The organism is Pseudarthrobacter sp. NPDC055928 (assembly GCF_042270935.1).
GTDB lineage: Bacteria > Actinomycetota > Actinomycetes > Actinomycetales > Micrococcaceae > Arthrobacter.
Genome location: NZ_JBHJZH010000001.1, coordinates 195,894 through 212,919 on the forward strand (window position 1 = coordinate 195,894; position 17,026 = coordinate 212,919).

The 17,026-nt window shown below is 64.8% G+C and carries 19 protein-coding genes; 14 read left to right on the forward strand and 5 right to left on the reverse strand.

All coding sequences use genetic code 11. The features are described from left to right. Positions 1 to 14 precede the first annotated feature (14 nt). Both ACFC25_RS00935 and ACFC25_RS00940 read right to left on the reverse strand, forming a co-directional pair. Positions 15 to 629 (reverse strand): FABP family protein, encoded by a 615-nt coding sequence (locus ACFC25_RS00935; protein ID WP_337346841.1) that lies wholly within the window; start codon positions 627 to 629, stop codon positions 15 to 17. Between the two features lie 168 nt (positions 630 to 797). Beyond that, on the reverse strand, positions 798 to 1,565 hold the full coding sequence (locus ACFC25_RS00940; RefSeq protein WP_376043265.1) for a permease: 768 nt from the start codon (positions 1,563 to 1,565) through the stop codon (positions 798 to 800). Between the two features lie 345 nt (positions 1,566 to 1,910). On the opposite strand from ACFC25_RS00940, the gene ACFC25_RS00945 reads away from it, so the two are divergent. The 13 genes from ACFC25_RS00945 to asd all read left to right on the forward strand — a co-directional run bounded on the left by ACFC25_RS00945 (position 1,911) and on the right by asd (position 12,842). Further along, entirely contained in the window at positions 1,911 to 2,609 is a 699-nt protein-coding gene (locus ACFC25_RS00945) for a response regulator transcription factor (protein ID WP_337346839.1), read from the forward strand. A gap of 225 nt (positions 2,610 to 2,834) precedes the next feature. Next, positions 2,835 to 3,806 carry a mycothiol synthase gene (gene mshD / locus ACFC25_RS00950; protein WP_376043268.1) on the forward strand — a complete coding sequence of 324 codons (972 nt, stop codon included), beginning with the start codon at positions 2,835 to 2,837 and terminating at the stop codon, positions 3,804 to 3,806. Between the two features lie 130 nt (positions 3,807 to 3,936). Continuing rightward, positions 3,937 to 6,186, forward strand: a complete 2,250-nt coding sequence (locus ACFC25_RS00955) for an RNA degradosome polyphosphate kinase (RefSeq protein WP_337346837.1) — start codon at positions 3,937 to 3,939, stop codon at positions 6,184 to 6,186. Positions 6,187 to 6,196: 10 nt separating this feature from the next. Next, complete coding sequence (locus ACFC25_RS00960; protein ID WP_376043270.1) at positions 6,197 to 7,165, forward strand: NUDIX domain-containing protein; 969 nt, start codon at positions 6,197 to 6,199, stop codon at positions 7,163 to 7,165. A 7-nt stretch (positions 7,166 to 7,172) separates the two neighbouring features. Next, the gene (locus ACFC25_RS00965) at positions 7,173 to 7,367 is read left to right on the forward strand and encodes a hypothetical protein (RefSeq protein ID WP_376043273.1); all 195 of its coding nucleotides are present in this window, start codon (positions 7,173 to 7,175) and stop codon (positions 7,365 to 7,367) included. Further along, a complete protein-coding gene (locus ACFC25_RS00970) occupies positions 7,364 to 7,756 on the forward strand; it encodes a GntR family transcriptional regulator (RefSeq protein ID WP_376043275.1) in 393 nt (130 codons plus the stop codon). Before ACFC25_RS00965 ends, ACFC25_RS00970 begins: the two co-directional genes overlap by 4 nt. An 82-nt stretch (positions 7,757 to 7,838) precedes the next feature. After that, complete coding sequence (locus ACFC25_RS00975; protein WP_337346833.1) at positions 7,839 to 8,642, forward strand: thymidylate synthase; 804 nt, start codon at positions 7,839 to 7,841, stop codon at positions 8,640 to 8,642. Then, the gene (locus ACFC25_RS00980; protein ID WP_337346832.1) at positions 8,639 to 9,223 is read left to right on the forward strand and encodes a dihydrofolate reductase; all 585 of its coding nucleotides are present in this window, start codon (positions 8,639 to 8,641) and stop codon (positions 9,221 to 9,223) included. Before ACFC25_RS00975 ends, ACFC25_RS00980 begins: the two co-directional genes overlap by 4 nt. Before the next feature lies 1 nt (position 9,224). Beyond that, entirely contained in the window at positions 9,225 to 9,443 is a 219-nt protein-coding gene (locus ACFC25_RS00985) for an NF038396 family protein (protein WP_108600216.1), read from the forward strand. A gap of 121 nt (positions 9,444 to 9,564) precedes the next feature. Continuing rightward, positions 9,565 to 10,521: a hypothetical protein gene (locus ACFC25_RS00990; RefSeq protein ID WP_376043280.1), complete on the forward strand. Its 957-nt coding sequence runs from the start codon at positions 9,565 to 9,567 to the stop codon at positions 10,519 to 10,521. Between the two features lie 28 nt (positions 10,522 to 10,549). Beyond that, positions 10,550 to 11,188: a hypothetical protein gene (locus ACFC25_RS00995; RefSeq protein WP_376043282.1), complete on the forward strand. Its 639-nt coding sequence runs from the start codon at positions 10,550 to 10,552 to the stop codon at positions 11,186 to 11,188. 130 nt (positions 11,189 to 11,318) lie between these two features. Then, the gene (locus ACFC25_RS01000; RefSeq protein WP_337346829.1) at positions 11,319 to 11,564 is read left to right on the forward strand and encodes a hypothetical protein; all 246 of its coding nucleotides are present in this window, start codon (positions 11,319 to 11,321) and stop codon (positions 11,562 to 11,564) included. A gap of 147 nt (positions 11,565 to 11,711) precedes the next feature. Beyond that, positions 11,712 to 12,842, forward strand: coding sequence for an aspartate-semialdehyde dehydrogenase (asd, locus tag ACFC25_RS01005; protein WP_337350826.1), 1,131 nt, complete (start codon positions 11,712 to 11,714; stop codon positions 12,840 to 12,842). Between the two features lie 88 nt (positions 12,843 to 12,930). On the opposite strand, the gene ACFC25_RS01010 is transcribed toward asd, so the two are convergent. Then, positions 12,931 to 14,037 carry a winged helix DNA-binding domain-containing protein gene (locus ACFC25_RS01010; RefSeq protein WP_376043285.1) on the reverse strand — a complete coding sequence of 369 codons (1,107 nt, stop codon included), beginning with the start codon at positions 14,035 to 14,037 and terminating at the stop codon, positions 12,931 to 12,933. 115 nt (positions 14,038 to 14,152) lie between these two features. On the opposite strand from ACFC25_RS01010, the gene ACFC25_RS01015 reads away from it, so the two are divergent. Beyond that, entirely contained in the window at positions 14,153 to 14,665 is a 513-nt protein-coding gene (locus ACFC25_RS01015; protein WP_376043288.1) for a hypothetical protein, read from the forward strand. Here ACFC25_RS01015 and ACFC25_RS01020 read toward each other — a convergent pair. Both ACFC25_RS01020 and ACFC25_RS01025 read right to left on the reverse strand, forming a co-directional pair. After that, a complete protein-coding gene (locus tag ACFC25_RS01020; RefSeq protein WP_376043290.1) occupies positions 14,646 to 15,713 on the reverse strand; it encodes a UDP-N-acetylmuramate dehydrogenase in 1,068 nt (355 codons plus the stop codon). The genes ACFC25_RS01015 and ACFC25_RS01020 overlap by 20 nt on opposite strands. A 25-nt stretch (positions 15,714 to 15,738) precedes the next feature. Next, positions 15,739 to 17,016, reverse strand: coding sequence for a sugar MFS transporter (locus tag ACFC25_RS01025; RefSeq protein ID WP_376043293.1), 1,278 nt, complete (start codon positions 17,014 to 17,016; stop codon positions 15,739 to 15,741). Positions 17,017 to 17,026: the final 10 nt, after the last annotated feature.

Below are 17,026 nucleotides of genomic sequence, written 5' to 3' on the forward strand. Positions count from 1 at the left end.
GTCACGAATCAGTGTCAGGAAACCTTTTTCAGGAAGGCGGAGGCATGCGCCTCAAGCCCCTTGCCCGGCTGCGATGTTCCACCGGTTGCGACGTCCCAGCGCCAGAGGAGGTTCCCGTCCACTAAGCCGAAAATCCGCGTGGCGGCACTGTAGTCCTTGGAGTGGCTGCCGCGCATCACCATGTCGGTAGTGAGCTGGATCTGGGGTCCCTTGATCTGTCCGTAATAGAGTTCGGAGATGCCACCGGGGTGGGCGATCGAGACAGAGATATCGAACCCGCCATCCTTGTTGCGCAGGGCTTCGACCTCGTCGGCGCTCTTGAGGGCCGGAACGATGTCCGCCGGGATCAGGCCCGGGCCGCCGTCGGCGTCGAGTTGCTTGCGCTCCAGTGCCCAAAAGCCGGTCTCAACGGTCAGGGGCCGCAGGCGCGTGCCGTCCTCGGCCGTTAACCAACTCTCCGCCCGGTACTGCAGGTACGGCAGACCGTTGTGCGTGAAGGACACGTGTTGGAAAAAGTGTTCCGAGTCCTCGTCGCCGCTGCCGAGCCGGCCGCTGCCTTCCCACTCACCAATGAGCCAGGAAAGGGGGACGAGTTCGGGGGTCAGATCTGTGGGAATCTCAATCGGCACAGCAATTACCTCGGGAAACGGCTAGCTTGTTGAACGGTCTACTTCTGGCCTTTGAAGAGGCGGTAGACGACGAATCCCGCAAACCAAGCCATGGCGAGGCTGGCGATACCGAGCAGGACGAGGAAGAAGATTTCAAATGCAAGTACGGACATGATGCCATCCTAACGCCTAGTAGATGAGTAGTTTGTCTATGAAGTACGCCAACGAACCCACGGCTGAGACGGGTGCAAGACCCATACTAAGAGCCGCCGGAATGTTAAGTGGAGCGCCCCGGAGTGTGACGAGCCGGCGGAAACTGACCAGTACCGCACCCACTACCACTCCGAATACCGCGGCCGGCAGGACGGCGATGTCGGAAAAAACCAGGCCGGCAAGTGGCCCGGCCAGCCCGGCCATCACAATGCCGAGCGGCGCCACAATGCTGTCGGGCCAGCGGATAAGGCCAGCCAACAGGGCAACGGCGGCGCTGATGGCTGCGACCAGCATCATTTCCCGGACACCGTTGAAACGGGCCCCGGCAATCCAGCCCGCACCAAGGCAGGACAGCAGCACGCCGGCGCAGCAGCCCAAGGTGGATTCGAGCCGCTGGGCCTGGCCTGTGCCGCGGATGAGCTGCACCACAAACACGGCCATCATGCCCAGCGCCATGAACGCCGGTGTCCAGTCCAGGAAACCTGGGGCAGGGGCATAAGCTGCCGCGAGCGCCGATCCAACACCAGGCAGCGCAATGACAGCGGCCAGGGTCTTCTTCGCCGGAATACGGAGGAAGTGGGGCCAGCCGACGCCGACAGCGAGCGCCGCAACCACCGCGACAGCGAGCAATGTGTCCGGAGACGTGTACACCCCGGCAATGATGGCGGCCAGCCCGGCCATGCCGAAGGCGCCGATTGTCCACGAGGGCAGCGAACGGACCGGGGCTTGCAGATCCGCGCTCATGCGGGACCTGGCTCTGACGTGCGCGGCTTCAACTCTGCACCCAATTCGCGGCATTCCCATTCTGGCTGGCGACCGGGAGGCGGTTCAGCCCCCGGCAGGGCACAGTGCCCCTGTGTTCAATCCTGCCCTATGTGACCGCGATGTGTCGCAAAACGGACACGGAGGATGGCCCGATCAGTGTCTGTTAAGGGGCGGTTGGGTATACTCAAAGCTCAGCTACGCTTCCTGCTTCGGTTGCCGGCCGGATTTTCGATCGACGGCCCAGACCGCAGCAGTGAGACAGTACCGGCCGGTGAAAACCCGGTTCAGTCGCCCAAAGATGCGCGGACGGCCCTTGGAGGAATAATGTCGCACATCCTGTTATTGACGAACAGCACCGGCTCATCGGTGGACATCCTGCCTGCCCTTGAACTGCTGAACCACCGCGTGCACATCCTGGCCGCCGAACCCACCGCGCTGCTGGAGACTGATCCATGCGACATTGTGCTGCTGGATGCCCGTAAGGACCTGGTAGGTGCCCGTTCGCTGACCCAGCTCCTGAAAGCCACCGGCCTGAGCGCCCCGCTGGTCCTGATCCTGACCGAGGGCGGCATGGCTGCGGTTTCCTCTGCCTGGGCCGTGGACGACATCGTGCTGGACTCCGCCGGGCCCGCCGAGGTGGAGGCCCGCATCAGGCTGTCCGTGGCACGGGCCGTTCCGGACACCGACGACGCCCCCACCGAAATCCGGGCCGCCGGCGTGGTCATCGACGAAGCGAGCTACACGGCCCGAGTCAATGGCGCTCCGCTGAACCTGACTTTCAAGGAATTCGAACTCCTGAAGTACCTTGCACAGCATCCGGGACGCGTGTTCACCCGCCAACAGCTGCTGACCGAGGTCTGGGGTTACGACTACTACGGCGGCACGCGGACCGTCGACGTCCACGTCCGGCGCCTCCGGGCCAAGCTTGGCGCAGACCACGAGAACCTGATCAGCACCGTAAGGAACGTGGGTTACCGGCTTACTCTTGTAAGGCAGCAGGAAGACGAACTCACGGAAGCCTGACCCAGTTCCATAACAGAACAGCCCCGGACTACTGTCCAGGGCTGTTCTGTTTTATGAGTCTTCGTTGTGGAGGACATACGGGTCGAACGTATCGAGGCCACCCCACTGGTGGATCCCCCTCGAATCCGGCGTTGTGCTGCTCCCCGGATCGGATACCGACTATACGGTCAAGCCACGCACCTATCAAATCGGCAGAGCTACGGCCGGGGCGTATAGCCTAGCTTCATGACCCCAGCACATCCGGAGAAATGGCCCGTCCTCGTCGTCAGAGGCAGTGTGGATGACCAGTTACTGAAGGACTTCAGTGGCCTCCTGGCTGCGGCCGAGGAATCCGACGGCAATCCTTCGCTGTCCGAGCAGACGGTGGTCACACTCCGCGCCGGCGATTCCGCCGAACACTCTTTGCTGAGCCTGGCCCTGTACGCTCCGGACGAGGACTCGGATCCCGCAACGGGGCAGGACCTGGCCGGCTTCGCCGTGGTGGTGGAAGAGTCCGACGGCGGCGGGGTGCTGGAGATCGCAGTTCACCCGAGTTACCGCAACCAAGGCGTCGCCGACCGCCTCGTGGGTGCGCTGAAAACAACACGCGGCTTGGACGGCCTGAAGGCCTGGTCCCATGGCAATCACGAAGCAGCGGCGGATCTTGCCGCCCGCTACGGCTTCGGCCCGGTCCGGGAACTGTGGAAGATGCGGCTGGCGACTGCCTCCTCTGATCTTCCCGACGCCGGCCTTCCGGACGGGGTTTCACTGCGTGCTTTTGTGCCGGGCCAGGACGAGGACGCCTGGCTGGCAGCGAACCGTGAGGCATTCGCCCACCACCCTGAGCAGGGCGGAATGACCCGCGCCGACCTGGACGCCAGGATGGCCGAGGACTGGTTTGATCCGGCGGGGTTCCTCCTGGCCGTGGACGGGTCAGGCCGGCTGCTGGGCTACCACTGGACCAAGGTCCACCCCCGGCACGGTGACCACCCGGCGATCGGTGAGGTCTACGTCGTCGGCGTCTCCCCTTCCGCGCAGGGAATGGGACTGGGCAAAGCACTGACGGTGGCAGGCATCCGCCATCTCCAGGAGTTGGGCCTGAACGCCGTCATGCTTTATGTCGACGCCGACAACGCCCCGGCCGTGCGCCTCTACCAAAATCTCGGGTTCACACGGTGGGATATGGACGTGATGTACGCCCCGGTCACGGCGGGTTAGTCCAATCGACTGACGCAGGACTTCCAGCGCCCGAAATCTAGGGGTCCGCGCCGCTGAATGCTTGTAAGGTTGAAACAGAACCGCGCCGGCCGTGAGAGCCAGCATCCAGCGCCAGGTAAGAGGAGACCCCATGAAACCGGAACCCGCCGGAACAGTCACGTCCGAAGGCGCCGCCGTGCCGGTCCGGGCACGTTTTGGTTCATCCGAAGTTCCGGCATCACGTGCCACGCAGGACCGGATCGACATCCCGGAGTTCGCCCCCAACCTCGAGCCTGAGGGCGATATCCGGCCCGACCGGTTCCTGGACCGCGAGCTGAGCTGGCTTGCCTTCAACTCCCGGGTGCTGGAACTGGCTGAGGATCCCACGCTCCACCTGCTGGAGCGGGTCAGCTTCCTGTCCATCTTCGCTTCCAACCTGGACGAGTTCTTTATGGTCCGCGTGGCCGGACTGAAACGGCGCATCGCCACAGGACTGGCTGTGCCCTCCCCCGCCGGCCTCAGTCCGGTGGAAGTCCTGGAGAAGATCGGTGAGGAAGCCCACCGGCTGCAGCAGCGCCATGCCCAGGTCTTCGCCGAGCAGATCCGTCCGGCCCTGGCCTACGAGCACATCCACGTGATGCACTGGGATGAACTGGACGACGCCGCAAAGCAGCAACTCAGCGCCATGTTCGCCGAGAAAGTCTTCCCCATCCTGACGCCGCTGGCCGTGGACCCCGCCCACCCGTTCCCCTACATCTCCGGGCTGTCGTTGAACCTGGCCGTAGTGGTGCGAAACCCGGTCAGCGACAAGGAACTCTTCGCCCGCGTCAAGGTCCCTGATCAGCTTCCGCGGCTGATCTCCATCGACGGACCGCGTGCCGGCGCCGTCGCTGGACGTGTTGCCCGGTTCATTGCCCTCGAAGAAGTCATCGCGGTGCACCTGGACAAGCTCTTCGCCGGGATGGAAGTCCTGGAACACCACATCTTCCGGGTCACCCGCAACGAAGACGTGGAAGTGGAAGAGGATGACGCCGAAAACCTCCTTCAGGCGCTGGAGAAGGAACTGCTGCGCCGCAGGTTCGGCCCGCCCGTCCGCCTCGAAGTCACGCACGACATCAACCCCAACATCCGTGCCCTGCTGATCCGCGAGCTCGGTGTGGAAGAGTCCGAGGTCTACTCAGTCCCCGCGCCGCTGGACCTCCGCGGACTGTCCGTCATCGCCGGCATAGACCGGGCGGACCTGCACTACCCCAAGCATGTGCCGCACACGTCCCGGTACCTCAACGAGTCCGAGACATCCAAGGCGGCCAACGTTTTCGCTGCCATGCGCCGCCGCGACATCCTGCTCCACCACCCCTACGACTCCTTCTCCACTTCGGTCCAGGCCTTCCTGGAACAGGCGGCCGCGGATCCCAAGGTCCAGGCCATCAAGCAAACCCTGTACCGGACCTCGGGTGACTCGCCCATTGTTGATGCCCTGATCGATGCTGCCGAGGCTGGCAAGCAGGTCCTGGCCCTGGTGGAGATCAAGGCCCGGTTCGATGAGCAGGCAAATATCTCGTGGGCACGGAAGCTGGAGCAGGCCGGCGTCCACGTGGTCTACGGAATCGTGGGCCTCAAAACGCACTGCAAACTGTCACTGGTTGTCCGGCAGGAAGTGGACGGCCTCCGCCGCTACTGCCACATCGGCACCGGCAACTACCACCCGCGGACCGCGCGCTACTACGAGGACCTGGGCCTGCTGACAGCGAATGACCAGGTGGGCGAGGATCTTTCCAAGCTGTTCAACCAGCTTTCCGGCTACGCGCCCAAGTCAACGTTCAAGCGCCTGCTCGTGGCTCCCAGGTCGGTCCGCTCCGGACTCATTGACCGCATCGAAACCGAGATCCGCAACGCCCGCGCCGGACTGTCGGCCCGCGTCCAGATCAAGGTCAACTCCATGGTGGATGAGGCGATCATCGATTCCCTGTACCGCGCTTCTCAGGCAGGGGTGAACGTCGATGTCATTGTCCGCGGCATCTGCTCGCTCCGTCCCGGCGTTCCGGGCCTGAGTGAGAACATCACAGTGCGCTCCGTGCTGGGCCGGTTCCTGGAGCACTCCCGTGTATTCGCGTTCGCGAACGGGGGCGACCCTGTGGTCTACATCGGCTCGGCCGACATGATGCACCGTAACCTGGATCGCAGGGTCGAGGCCCTGGTGCAGCTCGCCAGCCCGGATGACGTTACCTACGTCCTGGACCTGCTGCGCCGGTACATGGACCCGGAGACGGCGAGCTGGCACCTGGACAACCAGGGTGACTGGACCCGGCATCACATCGCCGACGACGGCACCCACCTCGACGACGTCCAGTCCTGGCTGCTTGCATCGAGGCCGCGCCAGCGCTCCTTGAGCCGCCGGTAGGGCAGCGGTGTTGGCAAGCGATACACCGGTAGCAGACCAGACAGACCATCCCGGCGAGCCGGTAGCAGTTACTGCTGCCGGTGCCCTGCCGTGGCGGATCAATAAGGACCGTTTAGAGGTCCTGCTGATCCACCGGCCGCGCTATGACGACTGGTCCTGGCCCAAAGGCAAGATTGACGCCGGCGAGACGATCCCCGAATGTGCCGTCCGCGAGATCCAGGAGGAAATCGGCCTCACCGCCCAGCTGGGCGTCCCGCTTCCGCCCATCCACTATCACGTGGCCACGGGCCTGAAAGTGGTCCACTACTGGGCCGTCCAGGTGAACGGAGCAACCCTTCGGCCCGACGGCAAGGAAGTTGACAGTGTTATGTGGTGCGCTCCCGAGAAGGCTGCGGCGCTGCTGTCCAACCCGTCCGACGTCGCTCCGCTTGAGTATCTCCGGGAAGCCCACGAACGCCACGAACTGGCTACCTGGCCACTGATTGTGGTGCGGCATGCCAAAGCCAAGCCGCGTTCATCCTGGTCCAAGGCGGAGGGAGAGCGGCCCTTGGCCGCCACCGGGATCAGGCAGGCGCAGGCCGTGGGGCGCCTGCTGCAGGCCTGGAAGCCGCAACGCGTGGTCAGCAGTCCGTGGCTGCGCTGTGTTGCCACCATCGCGCCGTATGCCAAGGCCGTGGACGCAAAGATCAAGCTGGTGGATGCCCTGACCGAACACCGGCACGCCCGGAACCCGAAGAAAACCGCTGCCGTTGTGTCAACGCTGTTGGACAAACAGCGCGGCGTTGCCGTCTGCACGCACCGGCCTGCACTGCCGACCGTCCTTGACCAGCTGGGAAAAGCGATGCCGGGCCGCCTGCGCGGGCTCCTGCCAACGTCCGATCCCTACCTCGCGCCGGGAGAGATCCTGGTGTTCCACGTTTCACACCACAGCAAGCAGCGGATCGTCGCCGTGGAGCAGTTCAAACCGTTTGACGACTAAAGGCGGGGTGCTGCTCATAACAGCCAGCAATGCCGTCCCGCCGCTGCTGGGACTGCCTGCGTCCTCCGCCACCTGGCAGCCCGGTGCCGTCGTGGGGGCGGCGCTCACCACTGCGGGGGTGGTCATCGCCATTATCCCGGTCAGGGGATTCGCCCGGGTTCCTGCAGCCCCGGCGCAGTCCGTGCCGGAAGGGTCACGGTGAACGCCGGAATCTCCGTGGACCTGCGCTCGGCAACCCCGCCGTATGAGCAGATCCGCTCCCAAATCAGCTCCCTGATCGCCACCGGCGCACTCCCGGTGGGCAGCCGGCTGCCCACGGTCCGGAGCCTTGCCGCGGACCTGGGCATCGCTACGGGGACCGTCGCCAGGGCCTACAAGGAGCTGGAAGCAGCCGGCCTCCTAGAGTCCCGACGGCGGAACGGCACCATTGTTGCGCGCGCGGCACATGGCAGCGCTTCCGGACTGCCAGGCGGCACCGTGCCCGAAGCGGTGACTGCCGCCGTCGACCTCTTGGTCCGTTCGGGCCGGGACGCCCGGCTCAGCGATGAGTTGCTGCTGGACCTGGTCCGCGGAAAGCTGAGGAAGGGCTGACGGCCTCACTGGCAACGGCGTTTTTCGGCCGCGCCGCGATGTCGCCGACGGCCTCGGGCTGCCTCCCCGGTAGACTTTAGCCGTGAGCATCCCAACGCCTTATGAAGACCTCCTGCGCGATGTCATGGCCCATGGCACGCACAAGTCCGACCGTACGGGAACGGGCACCACCAGCGTGTTCGGCCGGCAGATCCGCTTCGACCTGGCCACCAGCTTCCCACTGATCACCACGAAACGCGTCCATTTCAAGTCCGTTGCCGTGGAGCTCCTATGGTTCCTGCGCGGTGAATCAAACGTGAAGTGGATGCAGGACCAAGGCGTAACTATCTGGAACGAATGGGCCGACGCCGACGGCGAACTCGGACCGGTTTACGGCGTCCAATGGCGCAGCTGGCCCACGCCTGACGGTGGACATATCGACCAGATCGCGGAGCTGGTGGAGAACCTCAAGACGAACCCTGACTCACGCCGGCACATCGTGTCCGCCTGGAACGTCTCGGAACTCAAGGACATGGCCCTGCCGCCGTGCCACGCGTTCTTCCAGTTCTATGTCGCGGACGGCAAGCTCTCATGCCAGCTCTACCAGCGTTCCGCGGATATGTTCCTGGGGGTCCCCTTCAACATTGCCTCCTACGCACTGCTGACCCACATGGTGGCGCAGCAGGCGGGGCTGGGTGTTGGCGAATTTGTCTGGACCGGCGGGGACGTCCACATCTACGAGAACCACATGGACCAGGTCCTCAAGCAACTGGAGCGCGAGCCCTACGAGTACCCGCAGCTGGTCATTACGCGGAAGCCGGCTTCGATTTTTGACTACACGCTGGAGGACTTCGAAGTGGTCGGTTACCAGCACCACCCCACGATCAAGGCTCCGATCGCCGTATGAGCACCGAGAACACCGCAGATCCCCAGGCCTTCACCGAGGAACTCGCCGGCTCCGTCACGGGCGTCGGCCTGGTCTGGGCCCAAACGTCCGGCGGAGTAATCGGCAAGGACGGCGACATGCCGTGGAACCTGCCGGAGGACCTGAAGCACTTCAACCGGCTCACCATGGGACACCCGGTGATCATGGGGCGCAAGACCTGGTTGTCGTTCCCGGACAAGTATCGACCGCTCCCCGGCCGGACCAACATCGTCATTACGCGGCAAAAAGGCTGGGGGGAGTCACCCGAGGCAGAGGGCGCCGTCGTGGTTCCTTCCCTGGATGACGCCCTCTTGGAATCCCAGTTCGTCGACGGCGGCGAGACCGTTTGGATCCTCGGCGGCGGTGAAGTGTTCCGCCAGTCCACCGACCTCGCCAACGTCGCGGTGGTCACCACCATCGATATGGAGGCCGACGGCGACACCTTCGCTCCCGAGCTTGGCGAAACCTGGGAGGCGGCTGCTTCCGTTCCGCCGGACGGCTGGCTCACGGCTGCCAACGGGACTCAATACAGGTTCACCAAATGGGTACGGACGGCGGGCTGAGATGCTGAAGAAACCGGAAACCCTCTTTGTCCTCGGGTATATGCTGCTGCCGCTGCTGGCGCTGCTGTCCGCCATTGTTGGACTGACCATGATCCTGGGCGGCAACAAGATCGCCGGAGCCATCGTGCTGGTGGTGGTGACGCAGGTGTTCGCGTTTGGTGCCTTCTTTGCCTTGCGTGCGCGTAAGGCTGCCGTGCTGGAGGAAAGCGACCGCGGCTGACGCGTTTTGCCGGTGGGCGGATGGGGAGGACAGCCCATCGCGGGCCTTTTGCTCCGCTACTAGAGTTGTGCAGGCAGCCTGACGAATATTTGCTGCAGAGACATTTGGGGGATGATGCCTTGTGGCAGGAAACATGTGGGGCGCCGACGTCGCCGAGCTCCGGACGCTGGCGCAGCAGTTCGGCAAGGCGTCCGACACCCTGCTCCAGCAGTCAACCCTGCTGAGCAACCAGATCAACAACAACCCTTCCTGGAAGGGCCAGGACGCTGCCATGTTCCGTTCCGACTGGAACGGCAACCACCGTGCGCTACTCCAGCAAGCGGCTTCCGCGCTCAAGCAGGAGTCCAAGAAACTGCTGGAGAACGCCAACGAGCAGGAGAAGGCGAGCAATGCGGCGCCTGGATCCGGCGGCGGGCCGGGCTCCAGGGGACAAAGCGGAACATCCGGGAACGGCGGACTTGACTCCGGCGTCGGGCCGTCCCGGGATCCCTATTTTTGGGAGCACGAGGAGGACGACACCTGGTGGGACACCTACGTGGCAAAGCCGTGGGATGTCTACAAGGTGGTACCGGACACGCTGCGAACGATAAGCCTGCCCCTTCAGGCAGGCACCGAACTTGCCAGCTGGCATAACGCGTTCAATTTCGCCGGCACCACCAACAAGTTCTGGGATACGTTGGACTCGCCACTATTTACCAAGGCAGCCAAGGCCCTGGACAGCGCGGCAGATCTCACCGAAGGATCGGACAAGGTTTTTGCGGCGCTCAAGGGCGTGAAGACCTTTGGAAACGTCCTTGGCGGCCTCGGCGCAGTCATCGACGCGGGCAGCGCAATCAACAGCTTCTCTAAGGGTGAGATAGGCGACGGCGTCTGGAGCACGACGAAGGCTGCCTTAGGGGCGGCCGCTCTCTTCCCTGGTCCCCAGCAGCCGTTCCTGATCGCCGCCAACGTAGGGATTGCCGTATGGGAAAACCGGGAAAAAATCGCCGACGGGGCCGAATGGGTGGCCGACAGGGTCAGTGAGGGCGTCACCGCCGTGGCCAAGGATCCGGCCAAGCTTCTTCCCTGGAACTGGTGAAAATTGACTTCGTTAGGAGATATTAAACATGAGTGCTGAGACCATCGAGGGCACCGGCCTTTCGCCAGCTGGCTATGGGATTGCCGAGTTGTTGTACCTACTCGGATGTTATGACACAGCGAGCACGAGGAAATCCGCCGACGCACTGATGCTGCAGTGGCCCTCGAGCAGCGACGACTTGCGTGTTGCGGGAACGTCATCGCTGCTCGCGCGGCAACAGCTCAAAGTCGAGGGCGACGAACTGGTTCCTACAGGACTGGCACTGGCCATAGCCTATGCCTTGGGGAATGCCACGCGCTGGACCAGCGCCTCATTCCTTTCGGATGACGCACCCCAGGCGGCGGTCTTCATTCACGCTCCGGACTTAGCGGCATTCCTCCAGCCACGTGGGCTGGGCGGCTGGTTTGCCCAGGTCCAGATGGCCAGCCACGGTGTCGCGGGGACTTTGGTACAGCTTGCCGCCGAGCACTGCTCCCAAGCCACGAATGCAAAGGTGGTTCTTTCATCGACCGTTGATGGCTCCTTGGCCCGGAACGTCATTCTCCGCGCATCCGGGGACCGTTGGGAAGCCGCACTCAGCCGTGGTGATGAACGCGCCGTGCCACTGGGCGGGACATTGAGCCTGGCGGAAGTTGAAAGTCTCTTGAACGAACAACTCCTCGGATAGGAACATCGCTGTGAAACCTGACCGTAAAGTCTTCCGTCGCCCCGACGGTACCCCATATGATCCAAACCGCTTCAATGTGCGCCAATACGAGGAGCAATACGGTCCGGGCGGAGTCCCGGAAGGGTACTCCATGGCTGCCATAACGCCTGTGCAGAGCCCCGGCTTGATCACGGGAGTCGGCATCTTCCTGATAGCCATGGCCGGGATGATGGTCTATGGGGCGTTCGCGGCTGCTGGTGAGCCCGGCTTGTCCGTCTATGCGGCTATCGTCGCCGCGCTGACCTTAGCCGGTGCCGTCTGGGCCTTCATCATCGCGGGTCGGCGCCGGCGCTGGTTGCGGGAACAATCCAAAGCCCCTGCGGACCCTGCTCTGTGACCGGGAACGTGAAACCGAGGCAGACCTGACGCAGCCGATGGCCCTTGCGGCCGGGCGAGTGCCGCCGTCGTACGTTCCGGCTGAACCCACCTGGCGGCGTGACGTAACCGACTGCGCCCTGCCGGTTCCGAAGTCTAAACTGTACGAATGACTACAGCAGCTACCCCGTCCGTTGGACTTGTCGGTTGGCGTGGCATGGTCGGTTCCGTCCTGATGCAGCGCATGCAGGATGAGGGCGACTTCGCCAACATCAACCCGGTGTTTTTCTCCACCTCAAACGCAGGAGGTGCCGCCCCGTCGTTTGCTGATGGGGCCGGCAAGCTCGAGGACGCGTTTGACGTCGAGACCCTGGCGAAGCTGCCCATTATTGTCACCGCCCAGGGCGGGGACTACACCAAGCGCGTGCACACCGAGCTGCGGGGCCGCGGCTGGGACGGCCTCTGGATCGACGCCGCTTCCACCCTGCGGATGAACGACGACTCCATCATCGTGCTGGACCCGATCAACCGCGACGTCATCGACAAGGGCCTGGTCAACGGCACCAGGGACTTCATCGGCGGCAACTGCACTGTGTCGTGCATGCTGATGGGCCTCGGCGGGCTGTTCAAGAACGGCCTCGTCGAATGGGGCACGTCCATGACCTACCAGGCCGCCTCCGGCGGCGGCGCCCGGCACATGCGCGAACTGCTGAGCCAGTTCGGCACGCTCAACGCCGAGGTCAGCTCGGAACTGGACGACCCGGCGTCGGCCATCCTGGAAATCGACCGCAAGGTCCTGGCCCACCAGCGCACCGACATCGACGCCACACAGTTCGGCGTGCCGCTGGCCGGCTCCCTGATCCCCTGGATCGATGCCGACCTCGGCAACGGACAGTCCAAGGAAGAGTGGAAGGCCGGGGTTGAAACCAACAAGATCCTGGGCACCTCGGAAGAGAACCGCGTGATCATGGACGGCCTCTGCATCCGGATCGGTGCCATGCGATCCCACTCCCAAGCCCTCACCCTCAAGCTCCGCGAGGACCTCTCCGTGGCCGAGATCGAGAAGATCGTGGCCGAGGACAACGAGTGGGCCAAGGTCATCCCGAACACCAAGGAAGCCTCCATGGCCGGTCTGACTCCTGTGGCTGCATCCGGAACACTGGACATCCCCGTGGGCCGCATCCGCAAGATGGAAATGGGTCCGCAGTACATCAGCGCCTTCACGGTCGGTGACCAGCTGCTCTGGGGTGCCGCCGAGCCGCTGCGCCGCATGCTCAACATCGCCACCGGGAACCTGTAGCCCGCCCGCTTCCTTCCAGGACACGCAATCGGTCCGGGGATGCCTGAATTCAGGTGTCCCCGGGCCGATTCCGTGTCCTCTGCGCGCTTCAGTGCTCCAGGAAGCTGACGTACCTTTCGACGGCCCTCGTGAAGGCGGCCTGCGCGCCGGCACCGAGCGGCCGGGTTTCGTCAAAGAGTTCAGGTACGACGGCGGCGCTCCTGCTGGTCCCGGCCCGAGCCCACGTGCCGATCACCTCTCCCCCGGCCACGATGGTCCTCTTAAACACGCCGTTGCCGCCCGGGACGATCTTGTTCGCGTGCTCCGGCGCCAAGACCAGGCTCCGGTCCTGGTAACCCAGGAGAAACTCGTCAAAGCCGGGCAGCAGGAGGACGGACCGCTGTCCAGGCACGCCGTCGTCAAGCAGCGCGGCTGTTTCCGGTGACATCCAGTAGCTGGTATCGCCGAATTCCACCTCGACCAGCTTCACGCGAACCTGCTCAAACGCGGGCCGCACGTCAGTCAGGGGGATCTGCGTCCACCATGCGAAGTCACGGACGGTGGCTGGACCGTGGCTGCGGAAATAGCGCAGCGCAAACTCGGCGATTCCCTCCTGCCGCTCCAGCTCCCGAGACTTCGGGATCCACTCATCGAAAGCCACCAGCAGCTGCTGGTTTCCGGCCAGCGGACCCTGTACAAGCCAGCCGTGGCGGCACAGCGTACCAAGGATGTGGATCCCGCGCTGGCCAGTGGTGGGCTGCCCTGCCGCCTCAAACACTGCGAAGAGTTCAGTCCTACTCAGGGAACCGCCTCCCGCGACGCGCTCCAGGGCAACGTCGCGGCATTTCTCGACGTCGGCCCAGGTGATGTCAAGCTCCCGGTGCCTGCCGGCGATGCTGCGCGTGAGCCGATCGGCGGTGAGGCCCAGCATCCAGCGCAGATCCTCAGGTGCCACCAGGTGAAGCGTTCCCCGCATGGGCCAGGAACGAACCACAGAGCCCTCGTCCAGGGCTGCCCGGACGTCCATCAGTCCGGAGCCCGGTACACGGCAGCCGACAGCCCACAGCGCTGCCTGAAAGTCTTGGGCCTGGGAGGCCGTCATCCAGCGGACAGCCTCCGGGACCGAGCCCAGGCCGGGCCCCAGCAGTCCTTGGGACGCCAGCCGGAGCCGGCCCAGGAGCTTGCGGCTTACACGTTTCGATGCCGTTCCTGCCATGACCTCATCCTAGGTTGTTGACGAACTCCCCAACATGGTTGAAAACCTGGGCCTGGGCCGCCAGCGAGGGCAGCAATGGTCCTCGCCCCTACGGCGTGGCCGCTAGGGTAGAACCATGACTTTGGGGAGTTTGTGGCAGTTGTTCGCGCGCGAAACAAAAGGATGGATGGTGGGAGGGACCGTTTCGGTCCTCGCCGGTGTGGCGGTGGGACTGCCTGCAGTCACCGGATTCCTGGCACACGGGGAATCAGAACTTTCGCTGCTGCTGTCCTCCTTGGCGTTCAGCCTCGGTGGCGGCTACGCCGTCCTGTTTCCCGGTATTCGCGTGGGCCACAGTACCCTCCGCATTCTCCGCGACTGGAAGCAGCACCCCCTGAGCGGGAAGGTCCTCTGGATCCTGTCCCACGCCGTTGCGGTCACCGGCCTCGTGACCTGCATCCTTGCCGGCGGTGGAAATCCGTCGCTCCCAGGGCTCCTGATCTGGCTGTTCATGGGCCCCTACCTCGCCCTGACCGGCTGGGCCACAGCCGTGCTCGGCATGGCAGCGAACCTCCGGCTCGCTGACAGTGAAGCTGGCCAGCGCGACGCCGCTGCGCGGGCGGCCGGGGCTAAAGCGACAGACCGATAAGCAGCGGTTCGGGGTGCAGCTCAATGCCAAAACGTTCGACGACGCCGGCACGCACCTCGCGTGCGACGGCCACCATGTCCGCGGCGCTGGCGGAGCCGCGGTTGGTGATGGCCAGCGTGTGCTTGGTGGACAGCGAGGCCCGTCCACCGGACACACTGCCTTCCTCCAGCCCGTAGCCTTTTCCAAAGCCCGCGTGGTCGATGAGCCAGGCCGCCGACAATTTCACCAGGCCGTCGGATCCGGCCGGGTACCGCGGCGCAGAATCGGGCAGCCGTGCGGCCGCGTCCGTCGGGACGATCGGGTTGGTAAAGAACGAGCCGGTGGAATAGGTATCGCGGTCTGCGGAGTCCAGCACCATGCCCTTGGAGGCGCGCAGCCGGAGCACCTCCCGGCGGACATCGTTGGCATAGGCACGTTTGCCGGGCTCCACGCCAAGGGAACGGGCAAGCTCGGCGTACCGAATAGGGGCGCTCATCCGGCCCAGCGGCAGCTGGAACTCGACCGTCAGCACCACGTAGCGGGGCGACCCGTCCACGGTGGTCTGCTTGAGGATTGAATCGCGGTACCCGAACTTCAGCTCCGAGTTGGTGAACGTCTGCACAGCGTTCCGGGTCCGGTCCCAGGTCCGCACGGCGGCGATGGTCTGTGAAACGTCCGAGCCATAGGCCCCCACGTTCTGGACAGGCGTGGCACCGGTGGCACCGGGAATTCCGGCGAGGGCTTCGATTCCGGACCAGGCGTGCAGCACAGCGTGTTCCACGAGGGCGTCCCAGTTGTGGCCGGCCTGCACCACCACAGCGACGCCGCCGCAGGAATCTTCGGCGTTCACGGTGAAACCCTCCGAAGCGATCCTGACCACGGTTCCGGGGAACCCGTCGTCGGAAATCAGGAGGTTGGAGCCGCCCCCGATGATGAGGACCTGCTCCCCGGCGGCGTCTGCCGTCCGGACGGCGTCGATGATCTCGGCCTCGGTCCGGGCCTGAACAAATTTGCCGGCGGGACCTCCGACGGCGGCCGTGGTCAGGTCGGAGAGCATTGTCTGGGTCACCCATCAACCCTAACGCAGGCGATGCCTACGGAACTTTGCGGGCCACCGGGGAGAGCAGGAAGCTCACCACCAGCATGACCATCACGGCCAGCAGCGAGTGCAGGATGCCCACGTGCTCGGCGAGCAGGCCCAGCAGCGGCGGCCCGCACAGGAACGCGCCGTAGCCGATGGTGGAAACGACCGAGACCCGGGCGGCTGCCTTGGCGGGGTCGTCAGCGGCGGCGGACATGCCCACCGGGAAGCCCAGCGATGCGCCGAGCCCCCAGATGGCCAGTGCGACAAAGGCAATCCATGGGACCGGGGCGAACACAAACAGCCCGAGTCCAAATACGGCCAGCGCCGCGCACCAGCGCATCACCGGGACGCGGCCAAAGCGGTCCAGGACCAGGGTGCCGGCGAACCGCCCAACGGTCATGAAAGTAACGAAGAAACCATAGCCTGCGGCGCCGGCGGCGTCCGTCTGGCCGTGGCCGTCCGCGAGGGCCAGGGCAACCCAGTCGCCCGCGGCGCCCTCGGCAAGTGCCAGTCCCAGGACCATCACGCCCAGGAGAAGGGTGCGCCGGTCCCGCCAGGCCTGGGCGATCCTGCGCTTGTTGTCCAACGGGGCTTCGGCGGACTCGGCCTGCGTCCCACCGGGCGTGATGATCGGGATCGGCCCCGTGGACGGATCCTCGAAGTTATCGGGTACATATGCCCGCTGCCCCGCCACGGGGGTAACGTCCGCGCGGAACCATCCCGCCGCCGTCGTCACCGAAACAGCCACCACGACGCCGGCCGCCGCCAGGTGCCAGAACACCGGGAGCGAGGCGGCAGCAGCCCAGGCTCCGAGTCCGGCACCGGCCACGGTGCCCAGGCTGAAGGCACCGTGGAGCCGGGGCATGATGTGCCGGCCCACGGCACGTTCCACCGCGGCCCCTTCAACGTTGGAGGCGGTGTTCCAGCTGGCGGTGCCCAGGCCGATGATGGCCAGGCCCACAGCCACAGCGACAGGGGTGGCAAGCACCGACGTCCCGAATCCTGCGATCACCAGGCCAAAGCCCACCATGATGCTTCCGGTCCGGATGGTCCGCTTGGAACCGAGCCGGAGCACAATCAGGCCGGACGCGGAGACCGAAACGAAGGATCCCAACGTCATGCAGAGCAGGAGCAGGCCAATGTTGCCTGGGGTCAGGTCGAGTCCGTCCCGGATTGCAGGAAGCCGCGACACCCAGGACGCGAAGGCCAGGCCGCTGGCCGCGTAGGCCACCACGACGGCGTTGCGCCAGGCGGTGACCTCGGCGGCGGCAGTTGTTGTGGTGGTCAAAGGCTCCTTG